This is a genomic window from Mucilaginibacter sp. OAE612, from assembly GCF_041806395.1.
Classification (GTDB): domain Bacteria; phylum Bacteroidota; class Bacteroidia; order Sphingobacteriales; family Sphingobacteriaceae; genus Mucilaginibacter; species Mucilaginibacter rubeus.
The window spans coordinates 6,820,938-6,838,395 of sequence record NZ_JBGMUW010000001.1 but is presented as its reverse complement, the minus strand read 5'-3'; the positions used below and the strand labels follow the sequence as shown (position 1 = coordinate 6,838,395).

At 45.6% G+C, this 17,458-nt stretch carries 11 protein-coding genes; 5 read left to right on the top strand and 6 right to left on the bottom strand.

The annotated features are described in order from the left end of the window. The first annotated feature begins 237 nt into the window (after window positions 1–237). Entirely contained in the window at window positions 238–2,511 is a 2,274-nt protein-coding gene (locus tag ABID99_RS28740; RefSeq protein WP_373615879.1) for a Tex family protein, read from the top strand. 245 nt (window positions 2,512–2,756) lie between these two features. Here the strand turns inward: ABID99_RS28740 and prfA are convergent, their stop codons facing one another. Next, complete coding sequence (prfA, locus tag ABID99_RS28735) at window positions 2,757–3,830, bottom strand: peptide chain release factor 1 (protein WP_091167385.1); 1,074 nt, start codon at window positions 3,828–3,830, stop codon at window positions 2,757–2,759. A 329-nt stretch (window positions 3,831–4,159) separates the two neighbouring features. Continuing rightward, window positions 4,160–4,906, bottom strand: a complete 747-nt coding sequence (locus ABID99_RS28730) for a UDP-2,3-diacylglucosamine diphosphatase (RefSeq protein WP_188834639.1) — start codon at window positions 4,904–4,906, stop codon at window positions 4,160–4,162. Window positions 4,907–5,020: 114 nt separating this feature from the next. Between ABID99_RS28730 and ABID99_RS28725 the strand changes: the two genes are divergently transcribed. Both ABID99_RS28725 and ABID99_RS28720 read left to right on the top strand, forming a co-directional pair. Continuing rightward, entirely contained in the window at window positions 5,021–5,263 is a 243-nt protein-coding gene (locus ABID99_RS28725; protein WP_090534827.1) for a hypothetical protein, read from the top strand. 11 nt (window positions 5,264–5,274) lie between these two features. Next, window positions 5,275–5,622: a hypothetical protein gene (locus ABID99_RS28720; RefSeq protein WP_090534825.1), complete on the top strand. Its 348-nt coding sequence runs from the start codon at window positions 5,275–5,277 to the stop codon at window positions 5,620–5,622. A 121-nt stretch (window positions 5,623–5,743) separates the two neighbouring features. Here ABID99_RS28720 and ABID99_RS28715 read toward each other — a convergent pair whose 3' ends face one another. Next, on the bottom strand, window positions 5,744–6,499 hold the full coding sequence (locus ABID99_RS28715) for an outer membrane beta-barrel protein (RefSeq protein ID WP_090534823.1): 756 nt from the start codon (window positions 6,497–6,499) through the stop codon (window positions 5,744–5,746). Between the two features lie 343 nt (window positions 6,500–6,842). Here ABID99_RS28715 and ABID99_RS28710 point away from each other — a divergent pair, with 343 nt between their 5' ends. Continuing rightward, window positions 6,843–8,960 (top strand): prolyl oligopeptidase family protein, encoded by a 2,118-nt coding sequence (locus ABID99_RS28710; RefSeq protein WP_090534821.1) that lies wholly within the window; start codon window positions 6,843–6,845, stop codon window positions 8,958–8,960. Between the two features lie 31 nt (window positions 8,961–8,991). Next, a complete protein-coding gene (locus ABID99_RS28705; protein WP_090534819.1) occupies window positions 8,992–9,768 on the top strand; it encodes a GDSL-type esterase/lipase family protein in 777 nt (258 codons plus the stop codon). A 140-nt stretch (window positions 9,769–9,908) separates the two neighbouring features. Here ABID99_RS28705 and ABID99_RS28700 read toward each other — a convergent pair whose 3' ends face one another. The 3 genes from ABID99_RS28700 to ABID99_RS28690 all read right to left on the bottom strand — a co-directional run bounded on the left by ABID99_RS28700 (window position 9,909) and on the right by ABID99_RS28690 (window position 17,443). Continuing rightward, window positions 9,909–15,296, bottom strand: coding sequence for a PKD-like domain-containing protein (locus ABID99_RS28700; RefSeq protein WP_373615877.1), 5,388 nt, complete (start codon window positions 15,294–15,296; stop codon window positions 9,909–9,911). A 348-nt stretch (window positions 15,297–15,644) separates the two neighbouring features. Continuing rightward, entirely contained in the window at window positions 15,645–16,427 is a 783-nt protein-coding gene (gene trpC, locus ABID99_RS28695; RefSeq protein WP_090534816.1) for an indole-3-glycerol phosphate synthase TrpC, read from the bottom strand. A gap of 395 nt (window positions 16,428–16,822) precedes the next feature. Further along, entirely contained in the window at window positions 16,823–17,443 is a 621-nt protein-coding gene (locus ABID99_RS28690) for an aminodeoxychorismate/anthranilate synthase component II (RefSeq protein WP_373615876.1), read from the bottom strand. Window positions 17,444–17,458 lie beyond the last annotated feature (15 nt).

Here is a 17,458-nt window from a genome sequence, read left to right as displayed (position 1 = left end):
TACATCTCCCGAATTGCCATTACGCAATTACCCATTGCGCCAATATTACTTATCGGGATAATTTTTAACATCAGGCAATTTAGTCCGCGCAGAGACAATTTAAAACTGCCGGTTAACAAAATGTACCCTATATTTACATTGCCAACAATAGCCCAATCAAAACTTTCAACTTTTTGTTAGCAATCTTTTTTTGAATTGTAAGCCTATTCCCTCAACTTCGCAGTCCGAATTTTGATTATGAGTATTCATTATAAAATAATAGCTGCAGAGCTTTCTGTAGCTGAGAAGCAGGTTACCGCTACGGTAGGCTTGCTTGATGAAGGAGCTACCGTTCCGTTTATTTCCCGTTACCGTAAAGAACTTACCGGCAGTTTAGATGAGGTACAGGTTGCCACCATTCGTGATCGTGTACAGCAACTTCGCGAACTGGACAAACGCCGTGAGGCTATCCTGAAATCGCTTACAGATATGGGCAAACTAACGCCCGAGCTTGAAAAACAGATCAACGAAGCAGAAACAATGGTTACTTTGGAGGACCTTTATCTTCCTTATCGCCCAAAACGCAAAACCCGCGCTACTACAGCCCGCGAAAAAGGCCTGCAGCCATTGGCCGATGTTTTATTGGAACAAAAAAATATCGACCCCGAACTGATAGCTGCGGAATACATCAGCGATGAAAAAGGCGTAGCCAGCGTTGAAGAAGCTTTAGCAGGCGCAAGGGATATCATTGCCGAAACCGTTGCCGAAAATGCTGAAATACGTACCAAAATCCGCGAGCTGTTTGTTGAAAAAGGCACTTTTGCATCAAGAGTGGTTGAAGGCAAAGAAGAGGCAGGCATTAAGTACAAAGACTATTTTGAATGGACCGAGCCTGTTAAAACAGCGCCATCGCACCGCGTATTGGCCATGCGCCGCGGCGAAAAGGAAGAGATCCTATGGCTCGACCTGAAACCTGAAGAAGATGATGCACTGGAGATATTGGAAAATTCAGTTATCAAGGCAAACAACCCGGCTGCCGGACAAATCCGCCTGGCTATCACCGATGGCTACAAACGGCTGTTAAAACCATCGATGGAAACAGAGGTGCGCCTGCTTACCAAAAAGAAAGCCGATGAAGAAGCGATCCGCGTATTTGCAGAGAATGCCCGCCAGCTATTGCTGAGCGCGCCGCTTGGTCAAAAACGCGTAATGGCGCTTGATCCGGGTTTTCGTACCGGTTGTAAACTGGTTTGTTTGGATGAACAGGGCAAACTGCTTGAAAATACCACCGTTTACCCGCACACCGGTGCAGGCCAGGCCCGCGAAGCCGAAAAAACAGTACAGCACCTGTTCCAGAAATATAATATCGAGGCTATTGCTATTGGCAACGGCACCGCAGGCCGCGAAACAGAGGTATTTGTGCGCAACCTGAATTTACCGGGCGTAACCATTGTGATGGTTAATGAAAGTGGTGCTTCTATCTATTCGGCATCTGAAGTAGCAAGGGAAGAATTTCCGGATTATGATGTCACTGTAAGAGGGGCAGTATCTATCGGCCGCCGTTTGATGGACCCGCTGGCCGAGCTGGTAAAGATCGACCCAAAATCAATTGGTGTAGGCCAGTACCAGCACGATGTTGACCAGAACAAGCTGCAAACCTCATTGGATGACACGGTGATCAGCGCCGTGAACGCGGTGGGGGTTGAGTTAAACACTGCCTCAAAACAGATCCTGGCTTATGTATCAGGCCTTGGCCCGCAACTGGCACAGAACATTGTAGAATACCGCAACCAGAACGGCGCTTTTAAACGTCGGGAGCAACTGAAAAAAGTTCCGCGTTTGGGCGATAAGGCTTTTGAGCAGGCAGCAGGATTCCTTCGGATCCACAATGCCGAAAACCCGTTGGATACCAGTGCAGTTCACCCTGAGCGTTATGGCTTGCTTGAACAAATGGCTACTGATATGAAATGCACAGTGAAAGACCTGATGAGCAACCCAACCCTGCGCAAAAGCATTCCGCTGCAAAGATATGTTTCCGAAACAGTTGGTTTGCCAACCCTGAATGATATCATGGCCGAGCTTGCCAAACCGGGCCGCGACCCGCGCGAGCAGTTTGAAGCTTTCAGCTTTACAGAGGGTGTAAATGCCATCGGCGATCTGAAAGTGGGCATGAAGCTGCCGGGCATCGTCACCAACATTACAGCTTTTGGTGCTTTTGTTGATATCGGCGTTCACCAGGATGGCCTTGTTCACCTGAGCCAGATCACCAACCGTTACATCAAAGATCCTAATGAAGTACTGAAAGTACATCAAAAGGTTGAGGTAACTGTTACCGAGGTTGATGTGAACCGCAAGCGTATTGCGCTATCCATGAAAGAGAACGATAAAAGCGAGCCCAATCAGCGCAGGAACGATGACCGCCGTTCGCAGGGTAATAACAATAAGCCCAACTTTAATAAAAGGGTTGAAAAAGAACCGGAAACCGATATGGCCTTGAAGCTGGCTGCGTTGAAGGGTAAGTTTAAGTTGTAATTAAAAAAAACGGGATTGCTCACGTGCTTGTTTACAAAAGCCAGTCATGTTGAACTTGTTTCAACACCCCACTTGCTAAGCAAGCCTGCTAAGCAAATTTGCGACTCGTCCTGTGGGGTGCCGAAACAAGTTCGGCATGACGATCTTTTTAAAAAGTTAGTAGCAAAGTCCCTGAATAGTTTCTCACAAACAAAAAAATCCCCAACCTTACGGCTGGGGATTTCTATTTAATATCTGATTATAACTTACGCTACTGTCCCTTCTTTCAGCTTCTCAGCATTCTCTGCAAACTGAAGCGATTCAAGGATTTCCTGCAGGTCGCCGTTCAATACGCCCGGCAGGTTGTAAATAGTCAGACCGATACGGTGCTCAGTTAAACGTCCCTGAGGATAGTTATAGGTACGCACCTTGGCCGACCGATCGCCGGTTGATACCATAGTTTTACGTTTTTTTGATGTTTCTTCCAGGTGTTTTTGCAGTTCCATTTCGTACACCCTCGAACGCAATACCTGTAAAGCCTTATCGTAGTTTTTCAATTGCGATTTCTGATCCTGGCACTGGGCAACAATACCTGTAGGGATGTGGGTTAACCTCACAGCCGAATAGGTAGTATTTACCGACTGACCGCCCGGCCCTGAAGCGCAGAACAAATCTTTACGGATATCACTAACCTGCAGGTCGATATCAAACTCATCAACCTCGGGCAGTACTACTACAGAAGCTGCTGAAGTATGTACACGGCCTTGTGTTTCGGTATCAGGCACACGTTGCACACGGTGTACACCCGATTCATATTTCAGGGTTCCGTAAGCGTCTTCGGCGTTTACATTAAATACAATCTCTTTATAGCCGCCGCTGGTGCCTTCGGTATAATCCACCAGTTCGGTACGCCAGCCGCGTTTTTCGCAATAGCGCATATACATGCGGTAAAGGTCACCTGCAAAAAGGGCTGCCTCATCACCACCGGTGCCGCCACGGATCTCCACAATAGCATTTTTCGAATCTTCAGGATCTTTAGGGATCAGCATCAGGCGAATTTCTTCTTCCTTTACTTCCTGTTGAGCAAGCAGTTCGTCAAGTTCCATTTTGGCCATCTCACGAAACTCCTCATCTTTTTCGGTAGCCAGGATCTCTTTATTGGTTTCGATATTGCTCATAATGTTGCGGTATATATGATACTCGTCAACAATTTTGGCAAGGTCTTTATATTCTTTATTCAACTGGGCAAAACGCTTCATATCCTGCATTACTTCAGGATTGCTCAATTCACCTTCAACATTTTTCCAGCGCTCGTATATCAGCTCTAATTTATCTAACATATTTTATAAATAATGATGCAGCTAAAACTGTTTGATATTGAACCGGCTTATGAAATATTTAACGTTTCGGGCCGCTTACAGGCTTGCTGCAAAAAAGTGCACAAAAGTACGCATTTTACTGCATATTTTAATTCAGTGGATTGTAAGTTGTTTTTCTTAGTTCATAGATAATGGTTCATGGATCATAGAGCGCTGCTGCCTATGGATAATAGTTTATGGACATAGGTAGCTCGGCTTATAGATCATAGTTCATGGATCATAGCAAAGCCACCCTATCAATATCAATTAGTCCAATCAAAAACCATGAACCATGAACTATGAACCATGAACTAAACAAAATATTCCAGTTTCAGTTCCTTGCCATCAAAAACGGCATAAGAAAAATATGAAATCCATTCGCCAAGGTTAATATAACGGCTTTGAGGGGTTATTTGAATATCAAGCGGTATATGGCGATGGCCAAAAACAAGGTAGTCGTAAAAATTGATCTTTAATTCTTCACGGCAAAAATTTACCAACCATTCCTGTTCGCCTGGCTTTGGATTTTCTTTTTTTGCATTGGTATCCCGGCTGTGGCGGCTCCATTTATTGGCTATTCCCACGCCAAGGTTTGGGTGAATTCGGGCAAACAGCCACTGACAAAACCGGCTCCTGAAAAAGCCTTTTAAAAACTTATAAAAGTTATCCCCCGGACCAAGCCCATCGCCATGATGAATGAAAAATTTCTTTCCGCCGCGCTCAATTTTTAATTCATTGCTGATGATAGTTGCGCCCAGTTCATTTACAAAATAATCAAACATCCACATATCATGGTTGCCTTTAAACAGGTAAAGCTTTACACCGGCATCGGCAAGTTCGGCAAGTTTGCCCAGGAAACGGATATAGCCTTTGGGCACTACGGTTTTGTATTCAAACCAAAAGTCAAAAACATCGCCAACCAGGAATAGTTCGGCGGCATCATGCTTAATACTGTCGAGCCAGCGCGTTATCTTATCTTCGCGTTGGCGGCTTGAGGCATATGTGCCTGTGCCTAAATGAACATCAGAAGCAAAATAGAGTTTGTCGCGAACCGGCATATCGGCAAAAGTACGTTTTAACAGCCAAACAGAAAAGATAAAGATTGTTACACAATAACCAGCAAACAACGCCGTATCTTAGTGGTTATTCAGCATACATTAAACATTAAAATTATGGCAATCCCCGAAAACCCAAATCTTGACGATGCGCAGGAAGATAAAGACCCCGGCAACGAATTTGAACAGAACGAAGGCCAGGATACCGGTAACGAAATAATTGATAAAAGCGAGCCGGATGTTGCCGGGTTAAATGCAGCCAGTCGCGCATCCGAATCGGCATTTACTTTAAATTTTGAAGATGGGTATGCCCCTGCTCCGGATAAAAATGACGAAGACCAGCAATCGCCAAAGCACTGATATATTAAGCAATGAAAAAAATATTACTGCCGGCATTAATCATGGTTGTTTTTGCCGGTAAGGCATCTGCACAGTCAAAAGGCTTCACGATGACTGATTTCAAGGCCAATATAGGCAAAACAGGCACTTTGTGCGATACTGTTTACTCGTACAAAGCGGTGAGCGATACGCTTACCCTGTTAAACTTGGGCGCGGCTTACCCAAGGCAAAAATACACCATAGCGGTAAAGGGCAATAAAATAAAGCTCGACCTGTCTACGATAAAAGGAAAACACGTATGCGCAACCGGCACATTTGAGTTTTTTAAAGGCCAGCCCGAAATCGTAGCCGACAAACCAGAGCAGATCACGGTTAACTAACAAGCTACCAGCGCCTTTTAAAAGGAAAAGCAGATCGTTGATCTGCTTTTCCTTTTAAAAGAGAATAATCTTATTAAGGTTTTTTAGCCTTAATCTTTATGCATTCCGCCTTTAGCTTCAATTAAAAAGCTTTGTACAAACCAAATACAATCTGCCCTTCGGTAATTGGCTGCTTGGTTACCAAACGGCCCACATTAAGCGTACGACCGGTTGTGGTTACATCGTATCCCTGTGATTTAACATAATTTCCTTTAAGCGATAATCCCCAACCTGCACCCATATCAAACCTGATTGCCGCGCTGCCGCCATAAGCAAAGGCATAACCTTTGGCGCTTTGCTGGGTAATGCTGCCGGTTTGCGCGTCAACACCGGTAACACTAATAGTTAACTGTGGTGATGTTTGGCTTTTGATTGCACCTGCCGATGCCCTTACATCAAATGATAAGCTGCGCCATACAAAGGTATATTGCGGGCCTACTAACAGGTTAAAGCTACGGTAACGTTTATCAGCGGTAACAGTTCCCTGGTCGGCTTTAAAATCGGTTGTATAGCCCTGCGATAATATCAGGTCGTCATCATATGAAAAATTGCTTTGGTCCTGGTATGAAAAAGTGTAACCGATACCAAAATTTCTGTAGATGTAATATGCTCCGTCAAGCTGGAAGGTGACGCCCTTGTTTGCAAAGCCCGATTTATTATTCTTATAATCCACCTTTTGGAAATCGCTTAACGGATAAGAAATACCCATACCTAAGCCTACATAAGGTTTAAGTTTTACTTTGGTTTCGTCATCTTTATCGTTGGTATCCTGAGCTTTTGAAGTAAATGCAAGCAGCATTAAAAGGCCTGCTGTAAAAAAAGTAAGGGTTTGTTTCATGTTTGTTATTATGTAACTGTATTACCGTTAGTTGCCGCTGCATCCTTAACCGCAAAGCAAACGTGTAAAAAAACGCATTATTATTGATACTTCGGTGATAACAAGCTCCGCTTCCGGGTTAAAAATCACACGGGTTATCAACTGCAAAAAGTTAAAGGGGGTAATTTTTAATAATTTGCCCTTATTTTACAACAGTTTTTTCACGCCGCTAATATAGCCTGCCACGGGCAATTAAACAGCAACCATGTGTAAAATTAACAACTTTTAACCTTTTGAACCGTTATTGCCTTGCGGTAATGTACCCTGAATGGCTATCTTTAGTTGCCTGTAATTTAAAACAACCATGACAAAAACGTTCTGTTTATTTGCATTAGCTGTTTTACTTTGCAGCTATACACATGCACAAATGACTATAAAAACACTTCCATACCCTAAAACAAAAAAAGTTGATGTTGTTGACACCTATTTTGGCACACAGGTGCCCGATCCATACCGCTGGCTTGAACATGATCATGCCGACGACACTAAAGCCTGGGTACAGGAAGAAAATAAGGTAACGTTCAACTATCTCGATCAGATCCCCTACCGGGCCGACATTCATAAGCGCCTGGAGTTTTTATGGAATTACGAAAAATATAGCGCTCCCTTTAAGGAAGGCAAATACATTTACTTTTATAAAAACGACGGGCTGCAAAGCCAAAATGTATTGTACCGCCAATTAGGCGATAACGGCGCCCCCGAAGTTTTTCTTGATCCCAATAAATTCTCTGCCGATGGTACTACCTCTTTACAAGGCATCCAGTTTAGCAAAAACGGGGAGCTGGCAGCCTACCAGATCTCTGAGGGAGGCTCGGACTGGCGCAAGGTCATCGTTATTAACACCGAAGATAAAAGCGTTGTGGGTGATACCCTGAAAGATGTAAAATTCAGCGGACTGGCATGGCATGGTACCGATGGCTTTTATTATAGCAGCTATGATAAGCCGACAGAAGGCAGCCAGCTTTCGGGTATGACACAGTTTCATAAACTTTATTACCATAAGCTGGGCACACCTCAAAGCACCGACAAGCTGATCTTCGGCGGTGATAAAACCCCTCGCCGTTACATAGGCGCTTACCTTACCGAGGATGAACGCTTTTTGGTGATCACAGCCGCCACTTCAACAACCGGCAACGAGCTTTATATCCAGGATTTAAGTAAACCCGGCAGCCAGATCATTAACGTTGTGAACAATTTTGATAACCAGCACAGCGTTTTGGATAATGTGGGGAGCAAGCTTTATATCCTCACCAATATCTACTCGCCCAATTTTAAAATAGTTACTGTTGATGCTGCCGAACCCGGCATTACCCATTGGAAAAACCTGATCCCCGAAACTAAAAACGTATTAAGCGCCACCACCGGCGGAGGTAAAATTTTTGCTGAATACCTGCAGGATGCCACCTCGCTGATCCAGCAATATAATATGGATGGCAAACTTGAACGTACTATCCAGTTGCCGTCAATAGGCTCTGCGTCGGGTTTCGGCACAAAAAAAGAAGAGAAGGTTACCTATTACACTTTTACCAATTACATATACCCGCCAACTATTTTTAAGCTGGATATTGAAACCGGCGCCTCCTCTGTCTATAAAAAATCGGGGGCAAAGTTTGATCCTGAACAGTATGAATCAAAACAGGTGTTTTATACCTCGAAGGATAAAACAAAGATCCCAATGATCATCACCTATAAAAAAGGGACGGTACTTAACGGGCAAAACCCAACTTTGCTGTATGCTTACGGTGGTTTTGGCGTTAGCTTAACCCCTGCTTTCAGTACATCAAACATCATATTGCTTGAGCATGGAGGTATTTATGCTGTGCCTAACCTGCGGGGCGGCGGCGAGTACGGCGAAACCTGGCACCGCAAAGGCATCAAGCTAAAAAAACAAAATGTGTTTGATGATTTTATTGCCGCGGCCGAATACCTTATCAAAAACAAATATACCTCCAAAGATTACCTTGCCGTTTCGGGCGGCTCAAACGGTGGCCTGCTTATCGGCGCTATGCTAACCCAGCGTCCCGACCTGTTTAAAGTAGCCTTCCCTGCCGTAGGTGTGCTGGACATGCTGAGGTATAATAAATTTACTGCCGGGGCCGGCTGGAGCTATGATTACGGCACCGCCGAAGATTCGGAACAAATGTTTAAATACCTGTATAACTATTCACCGTACCATGCCCTTAAACCGGGCATTTACCCTGCTACCATGGTTACTACCGCCGATCATGACGACCGTGTAGTACCCGCCCATTCCTTTAAATTTGCGGCACGCCTGCAGGAATACCAGCAGGGTACTGCGCCAACACTTATCCGCATTGAAACCAATGCCGGTCACGGAGCAGGACAAAGTACAGCCCAGCTCATCAATGGCCAGGTTGATAAATGGGCTTTCATGTTCTGGAATATGGGGATAAAGTGGTAACGATTTTTTAATTTCAATACTCAATTTATAAATGAAAAAATACCTGTTAGCTGTTGTTCTGTTATTCGTTGCCTCGGCAATAACATTCGCGCAGCATAAAAAACCAAATTTAAACATTGTATTTATAGGCAACAGCATAACCCAGGGCGTGCAGCTGGCCAATCCGGCAACTGAAGCGCCGCCAGCCACGGCAGTGGCTTATCTGCAAAAACAAAAGAACCTGGACACAGTAAGTTTCAGTAACCAGGGCCATAGCGGCTACACCACGCTCGATTTTTTGCCAGGCACAGGTACTTTTGCCAAAGTTGAAGAAGCGGCTAACGCTTTTACCAATAAGGACGCATTACTCATATTTTCGGTAAAACTTGGCACAAATGACAGTGCTATACACGGGCCGCATGGTGCTCCCGTATCGCCTGAAGATTATCAAAAAAATTTAAAGACCATAGCTGATAAACTTTTAGCCGATTTTCCGAAAGCGGTTATCATTTTCCAGCATCCGTTATGGTACAGCCCCAATACATACAACGGCGCAAAATATTTGCAGGAAGGGTTAAACAGGCTGCAAAGCTATGTGCCGATGATAGATGCGCTTGTAAAAGCATACGCTTCAACAAACCCCAAACAGGTTTTTGTGGGCGATACCAAAGCATTCGCCTACTTCGAAAAAAATCATTTAACTGATCTCATCCCCGAGAATGGTAAACAAGGTACTTTTTATCTTCACCCCAATAAAAAGGGGGCCGAAGCTTTAGGGCATTTTTGGGGGATGGCTATCAATAAAATAATAAAGCATTATTTTAAATAAATTAGTTATTGCTTTGCATCTTTTAAATGAAAGCTAAAGCAGAATGTGCAAAGCCGAAATAACATATTGATTTTCAATACCATTAAGTTACTTCCTGTAAATTAAATAATAGGCGCTATATAAGCCTACTGGCACACTAATCACCTTAAAATCACCACATAGCCCGAAATAACAATGTTATTCATCTTTGTATTTACTATATAGTAGTAAGTACCGGACGGCAGCGGTTTTCCCTGGTAAGTGCCATCCCAGGGCTTAGGATATCCTACAGAATGGAATAAAGACTGTCCGTAACGATTATAAACATCAACTGTGCTGTTTTCATACGCTACCAAGCCTTTAATTTCCCAATAGTCATTTACCCCATCACCATTTGGTGTAAAGGTGTTGCTAACGTTTATTACCGGCGAAACCTTAACTGCAACCTGGCTTTCGTTCACACAGCCGTTTGATTTATCAGTGATTTTAAGTTTGTAAATTATATCCTGATCGCCCGTTACTACCGGGTTTTTAGCTGTGGGGTTATCCAGACCGGTGGCCGGTGTCCATTCATAGGTTACGTTTTCGCTGCCTACTACCGGGTTTAAAGTAATGGTATGCCCTTTTAATACATATCTTGTATCGCCGGCTGCATCTGCCTGCACTGTTGGCGGCGGAACAAAATTGATGGTGATATCATCAGTAGGCGTATGACAATTATCAGCCTGGGTTGCGGTAAGTATCAATTTAACCGAGCCTTTTGCAATATCTATTGGGTCGGGCTGAAAGGTTGGAGCGTATACATCATCCGAAGGGATAAATTTACCTAAGCCCGATGCTGACGTCCACTTAACGGTAGTGCCTGAAAGCGGCCGACCATTTAATGGCACCATAGGGGTTTGGTTACAAACATTATCAATGCTTGGCGGTCCTGCATCGGCACCAGGATCCGGTGCAAACTTAAATATCACATCTTTGGATACGGCCGAACACCCATCAGGACTTGTTGATGTAAGGGTTAAAGTAACGGAACCGGCATTCTTATCTGCAGTTGATGGAAAATATTTACCTTTCGGGTCATCTTGTTTAGAGAAAGTGCCACTACCGCTGGTACTCCAGATACCGGTTCTATATACGCTCTTCACATCGCCATCAAGTTGTATAAATGGATCATTAACGCATACGTTATGCGAAGGGCCGGCATCGACAATTGGAAGCGGATTAACCTTAACGTCTACTGGATCACTTGGTTCGCCCGGGCAGTTATTGATTATCAAATACAAATTATAAGGACCCGCGTTAGCAGCTGTGGCGTTTGGAATGGTTGTGCTTGGGCTTTGAGTTTCCAGTCTGAAATTATTGGGACCGGTCCACAAATATTTTGCACCAGCTATAGGCTGGGTTTGCAGTATAATATCATTGCCTTCGCAAACGGGGCTGTTGCTGTGCCCATCTATTTTTAATGTCTGGGGCCTTACAGTTACTGTATATTTAACCGGAGTGCCCGGACAGCCAAATGCTACAGGCGTTATGGTATAAGAAACCTGGATAGGGTTTGTCGTGGTATTAACCAGGGCTTCATTAATAGGGTTAGCGGTTTGATCGGTAACCGCGGCATTGCTGATGCCGGTGACAGCCGGCCTGCTCCATAAAAACGTAGCCGTAGATATATTGGATGTTAAAGTAAGCCCAAGTGGGGTGTTGTTACACATAACAGACGACAGCGGCGGCGGATTGGTAATTACCGCTCCCGGGTTAACCGTCACCTTAAGCGGATACGGAACTCCCGGACAGTCGCCCGTTTTAAAATTAAACATATAGGTAACTTCAACAGGCGCATTGGTGGTATTATAAAGCACCTCTTTTATGATAGGTGACGCCTGGCCCGCTACAGCAGCATTACTGATACCCGGAACGGCCTCCCTGCCCCATGTAAAGCTTGTTACCGTTACCGGGGTGTTAAATTTAACTTCATAATTGGTGCTTGTACCATTACAAACCGGGCCGGGCGGAGCGCTTTTAACCACGGGGGTCGCATTTACCTTTACTGTGTATGTAAACACAGCTCCGGGGCAACCGTTTAAATATGGTGTTATTTTATAAGTCACGTCAACAGCCGCACCGTTTGCATCGTTATTTAACAGTGTTTCGGTAATTGTGCTTGATGTTTGCCCCGTTACCGCTGGGTTACTGATGCCGGCAACCGCAGGGCGGTCCCATGAAAAAGTGGTACCGGGCTGGTCGGCGGTGATCACGTAATTTAGCGCGGTACCGCTGCATATCGGATCGCCTGTGGCGCTGCTTATTACCTGTGGGGCAGGTGTAACTTTTACATCAACTTTAGTGCGTTCACTAATACAGTCATTAACCTTAGTCTCCACATAATAAGTTCTGTTGATGGTTAACGGAGCTGTAGGAAAAGGGTTTCCCTGGTGTACAGGGGTTCCTCCGACGGGCACATTGTACCAGGTATAAGTACCCGTTGAGCCGCTTGCGGTGAGTATAGCAGATTGGCCTTCACAAACCGTTGCTGTGTTATCGGTGCCAACCGTAGGTGCTGCCGGAGGGGGGATCGCCTTAACCAAAACAGGGGTACGCGCACTGGTAATACCGCCCACCGTTGTCGCAACATAATAAGTAATATCGTTTAGTATTGGCGGGGTAGTAAATATCGGGCCAACCTTAAGAGGTGTTCCACCGGTAGCATCGCTATACCAGCGGTATGTTCCGCCCGGTGCTGTAGCTACGAGGTTAGTTGTACTGCCTGTACAAACAGATTTACCAGGGGCCGTCGGCGCGGCGGGCACCGGGTTTATAGTTATGGTAACCGTGCTTGATTTTGAACCGCAAGGTCCCGCAGGATCATTAGATGTTAAAGTTAGTGTTGCAACTTTTTCTCCCGCGGCAGGGGTATAAACAGCATCCTGTTTTGTTGGGTCGGAGAATGTCCCCGCGCCACCCGTCCACTTTCCTGTTGTAGTCCCCCCTGTAATGCTACCGGCCAATTGTACAGGATCGCCCTGCTTCACGGGGTGATCCGGACCGGCATCAACGATAACCCTATTGTAAATAGTTATCTGGTTAGTAGCAATACTTTGCGGACAGCCGCTGCTTGCCGCTATGGTATTGGTTATGGTGTAGGGCCCTCCGGCGTGGCTTCTCACCAGGTCAATCTCGCCGGTGCCGGGATTTTTAAATACGATATTACCGGTTGGTTCGCTAAAAACGCCGGCACTTGCCCCCGGCGGGAAAACCGGCAGCGGGTTTTTTACATCGTTACAGATGGGGGTATTATATGTAAAAGTAGCATCCGGTGTTGTTACTATGGAGATGCTTTGGCTGGCCGTTCCCGAGCATGAGCCCCCATAGGTAAAAGTAATGGTGTATTTTCCGGGAATGCTTGCCGCCACATTGATCTCGCCTGTGGTGTTACTCACAAAAACAAGTCCGGGTGTTGACGAAAAAGTACCTCCGGCCGGATTAAGAATAGCAGGCTTTACATTACTTCCCGATGTACATATCGTGCCCGAAGGATACCGGAACTGGGGGTCAATAATAGATGTTATTGATACCGTGAAAGCGGTACGCGGACTAACACATGTGCCATTAACGGCCTCGGCATAAAAAGTTGTTTGTGCAAACAAAGGGTCGGTAGTATAAGTGTTGCCGGTATGCACCGGTGTACCGCCAGTAGCACCAGTATACCATTGAATGGTTTCGCCCGAAGCCGGAACGCTTAAGCTGGCAGGGTCGCCGGGGCATACCGTTGCAGTACCGTTAACCGTTGGGGCGGCAGGCAGTGGGGTAACCTGTACGGTTACCGGGGTACGCTGGCTGCTGCAGCCATTAGCTATACTTTGTACATAATAAGTGGTATTTGCAGTTAGTTCGGGCGTAACATAGGTGTTGCCGGTTACTAACAGGTTACCGCCGGTGGCCTGGTCATACCATTCATATTCATCGGGCGAGCCTGTTGCTGTAAGTGTGGCCGCTGTACCGGCACATATTGCCGGAACCGGTTGCACAGCAGGCGCAGGGATCGGATCAAGTACGGTTACGGTAATTGCCGACCTCTCGCTGATACATGCCCCTACCGTGGTTTGAACATAATAAGTTGTGGTGGCTGTTAAAGCGGGAGTTGTAAATGTATCGCCCGAAAATATAGAGTTACCGCCGGTGGCCGCGGTAAACCATTGAAAACTTCCGCCTTGTGCCGATGTTGCTGTTAAAGAGGCTGTTGCTCCATTACAAATTACCGGCCCGTCGGGCACAACAGGTGCATCCGGGGCAGGGGTAACAGTAATTGTTATCGGGGTACGTTCGCTTGTGCAACCGCCGGTGGTATGCTCAACATAATAAGTTTTATTACTTGTTAAAGCCGGGGTTTGAAAAGTATTGCCGGTACCAACCGAACTGCCTCCTGTGGCTGCTGTATACCAGTTATATGTGCCGGTAGGCGATGGATCGGCAGTTAAGGTAATACCGGTGCCATAGCAGGCAGACGGTGATTGCGAAGGTGGCGCGGCCGGTATTGGCGTTACAGATACCGGCACCGCGATACGGTCGCTTGTGCAATCGCCTACCCGTGTTTGCACATAATAAGTAACCGCAGAGGTAAGCACCGGTGTTGTATAATCCGGACTTGAAATTAACGGCGTGCCTCCTGAAGGCACATCAAACCACTCAGCTACTCCCGAGGCATCAGCATGCAGCGTAATAGCCGATCCGGAACAAGTGCTGTAGCCACCTGCAGGAAGTACAGGAACGGCTGGCGGCGCATTAATCCGGGCAACTACAGGGATACCAGAGCTGGCACAACCTTTAATTACTGTAAAAAGATAATAAGTGGTATTTGCAAATAATGGGGGCGTTGTATAGGTTGCATCGTTGCTCAATGGTGTTCCTGTTCCCGAAGAATTTGAATACCAGGCATAACTGTCGGCACCCGACGCTATTAACGTTGCGGGGGTACCATAACACACCGGATCTGCCTGGATGCCCGGCCGGCCTGTTACATTAACAACAACCGAGCTTCGCGTACTGGTACAGCTGCCTACTGTTGTTTCCACATAAAAAATGGTACCCTGGGTAATTGGGCCTGTTACATATGGGTTACCTGTAAACAAGAATTTGCCATCAGCATCATACCATTGGTAAGTTCCTCCGGGAGCCGTTGCTGTTAAAGTTGCCGAAGTATTGGGGCAAACAACCTGATTGGCTACCGTAGGCGGATTTGGAGAAGCTACAGCGGTAATCGGAATATTGGCAACCTTTGGCTGGCAGCCCGGGGTTTTATCACTAACCGTTACCGTATACGTTCCGGCTTTGTTTACATCAATAGATGGCGTATTTTCACCGGTGTTCCAGATGTAGGTAAATGGGCCTGTACCGCCCGATAGATTAGCGGTTAACGTTACATTCTTTCCCGAACATATCGTATTAGCTGTTGAGGATATGGTTACATTCAATGTACAAACTTGACTATACCCTGCTAACGACCAAATAACCAACAGGAATAGTACAAGCAACGGCTTATTAATGTTCTTCATAAGTCTCTTTATACTCAATAAATGTGGCTGCAAGCGGCTCATTTTAACAACTCCCCTTATTGAGCACAGTTTTAAGATTGGCAAACAATACTGTTATGCTATACCAATCCGGCAATGATGTGCGCCTTTTTACGTAAAATACTAAAAATAGGTTTGATAAAACGTCAACAAAATGCACAATGAAACCCTGATGAAATTATTTCTTTTATAGATTAAAAAAATACCCGGTTAGGAAAATAACCAGGTATAAAAGAGGCACGATAGTGTACCTCGTACAATTACAGGATCTGCCGGTAATCATTCACTCCCCGGCAGCGATATAATAGTATTTTAAAGATCCGGATTGGCTTATAACAAAGCCACAAAATCACGCATAGCCTGTCCCGGATCCTGCTGCTTCATGAAAGTTTCGCCAATAAGAAAACCATTGAAACCTTCCAGTTTAAGGTGCCTGATAGTTTCGGGATCGCTGATGGCGCTTTCCGAAATCTTCATAAACTCGGCGGGGATATGTTTAGCCAATTTGTAAGAGGTTTCAACCGACACGGTAAAATCGGCCAGGTTGCGGTTATTTACACCAATGGCATCCAGGTTGGGGTTAATGCTGCGTTCCAGTTCTTCGAGGTTATGCACCTCGAGCAATACGTTAAGGCCTATACTTTTGGCAAGTTTGGCCAGGGTATCAATTTCGGCAGGTGTAAGTATAGCGGCTATGAGCAGGATAATATCGGCGCCTAATGACTTGGCCTCTATCACCTGGTACTCATCTATCATAAAATCCTTGCGCAATACAGGGATGCTATTTACCGAACGCGCTTTCACCAAATCGGCTTTCCGGCCCATGAAGAAGTTACGGTCGGTTAAAACCGAAAGTGCCGAAGCGCCGGCAGCGGCATAATCTGTTGTAACGGCGCTAACCCGCACCTTGTCGTTAATAATACCTTTTGAAGGCGATTTACGCTTAAACTCGGCTATGATACCGGTACGTGACGGATCGAGCAGAAATTCTTTGAATGAATAGGTTTCACGGTGAAAATGATCCGATTCTTCAAGTACGGTATATGATGTACGTTTTTTTGCCGAAGCAACTTCTCTTTTTTTGTTGGCAACTATTTTATCAAGTATCGTCATAGTATCGAAGCACTAATATTTATGTCATTGCGAGGCGCGAAGCAATTAGTCTTACCCAACCCCCTCCAGAGGAGAGGATTTTAAGTGCTTTTTAAATCTTCCTTTCCGTAGGAGATTTAGAGGGGCTAATTGCTCTCTTCCTTATAATGACATAGTTGTAAGCTATTGGTTAATAAGTGTATTTTTCAATCAATTTTATAACATGTGCGTTGCCTGCGGCCCGGGCTTTTTGTTACAAGTCCTCGCCTTTCCTGCCCCCAATCCCAACCCGCGCTGTGGGCTTTTCACTGCAATCCCTAACGCGGCCACCGCGCACCGCTAAGTGTCCTGCTCTCCGCGAGAGACCCTGCGGGGACGTTATATCAATTTTTCAAAGTTATCATTATTTCATAAAACTAAGCCTTAAGCCAGTTTTGCATCATTTCCTTACCATAATCGGTCAGGATTGATTCGGGGTGGAATTGTACGCCCCTTACATCATATTGCTTATGCTTAAGCGCCATGATAGAATTATCGGCTTCATCAATAGCGGTAACCTGCAATGAATCGGGCAGGTCATTCCCGCTCACTACCCATGAGTGGTAACGCCCAACTTTAAAGCTCTCGGGCAAACCGGCAAATAGTTTTTCATCGCCATCTGTCACCTTTATCGGCGTCGCGATACCATGCATAGGCTGGTTAAGATTGTACAGGCTCCCGCCAAATGCTTCGGCAATAGCCTGCTGACCAAGACATACCCCAAATATGCTTTTGGTGGGTGCATACTTTGCTATTACATCCAGCAGCAAACCAGCCTCCGAAGGGATGCCCGGCCCCGGCGATAGGATGATCTTATCAAAAGCCTCCACATCCTCAATGGCAAACTGATCATTTCTCCAAACCTCACATTCCAGACCAAGCTCGTTAACCAAATGCACCAGGTTATAGGTAAAGGAATCGTAATTATCGATTATCAGGATGCGCCCCCCCCGCCCCCTAAAGGGGGTGCTTTCCGTGGTATTTGTATTTTCTTTCATTTTGTTTTATATATC

Excerpts from the sequence above, each read along its gene's own strand:
- ABID99_RS28740 (WP_373615879.1), top strand. The coding sequence starts at position 238 with ATGAGTATTCATTATAAAATAATAGCTGCAGAGCTTTCTGTAGCTGAG.
- prfA (WP_091167385.1), bottom strand. The coding sequence starts at position 3,830 with ATGTTAGATAAATTAGAGCTGATATACGAGCGCTGGAAAAATGTTGAA.
- ABID99_RS28730 (WP_188834639.1), bottom strand. The coding sequence starts at position 4,906 with ATGCCGGTTCGCGACAAACTCTATTTTGCTTCTGATGTTCATTTAGGC.
- ABID99_RS28725 (WP_090534827.1), top strand. The coding sequence starts at position 5,021 with ATGGCAATCCCCGAAAACCCAAATCTTGACGATGCGCAGGAAGATAAA.
- ABID99_RS28720 (WP_090534825.1), top strand. The coding sequence starts at position 5,275 with ATGAAAAAAATATTACTGCCGGCATTAATCATGGTTGTTTTTGCCGGT.
- ABID99_RS28715 (WP_090534823.1), bottom strand. The coding sequence starts at position 6,499 with ATGAAACAAACCCTTACTTTTTTTACAGCAGGCCTTTTAATGCTGCTT.
- ABID99_RS28710 (WP_090534821.1), top strand. The coding sequence starts at position 6,843 with ATGACAAAAACGTTCTGTTTATTTGCATTAGCTGTTTTACTTTGCAGC.
- ABID99_RS28705 (WP_090534819.1), top strand. The coding sequence starts at position 8,992 with ATGAAAAAATACCTGTTAGCTGTTGTTCTGTTATTCGTTGCCTCGGCA.
- ABID99_RS28700 (WP_373615877.1), bottom strand. The coding sequence starts at position 15,296 with ATGAAGAACATTAATAAGCCGTTGCTTGTACTATTCCTGTTGGTTATT.
- trpC (WP_090534816.1), bottom strand. The coding sequence starts at position 16,427 with ATGACGATACTTGATAAAATAGTTGCCAACAAAAAAAGAGAAGTTGCT.
- ABID99_RS28690 (WP_373615876.1), bottom strand. The coding sequence starts at position 17,443 with ATGAAAGAAAATACAAATACCACGGAAAGCACCCCCTTTAGGGGGCGG.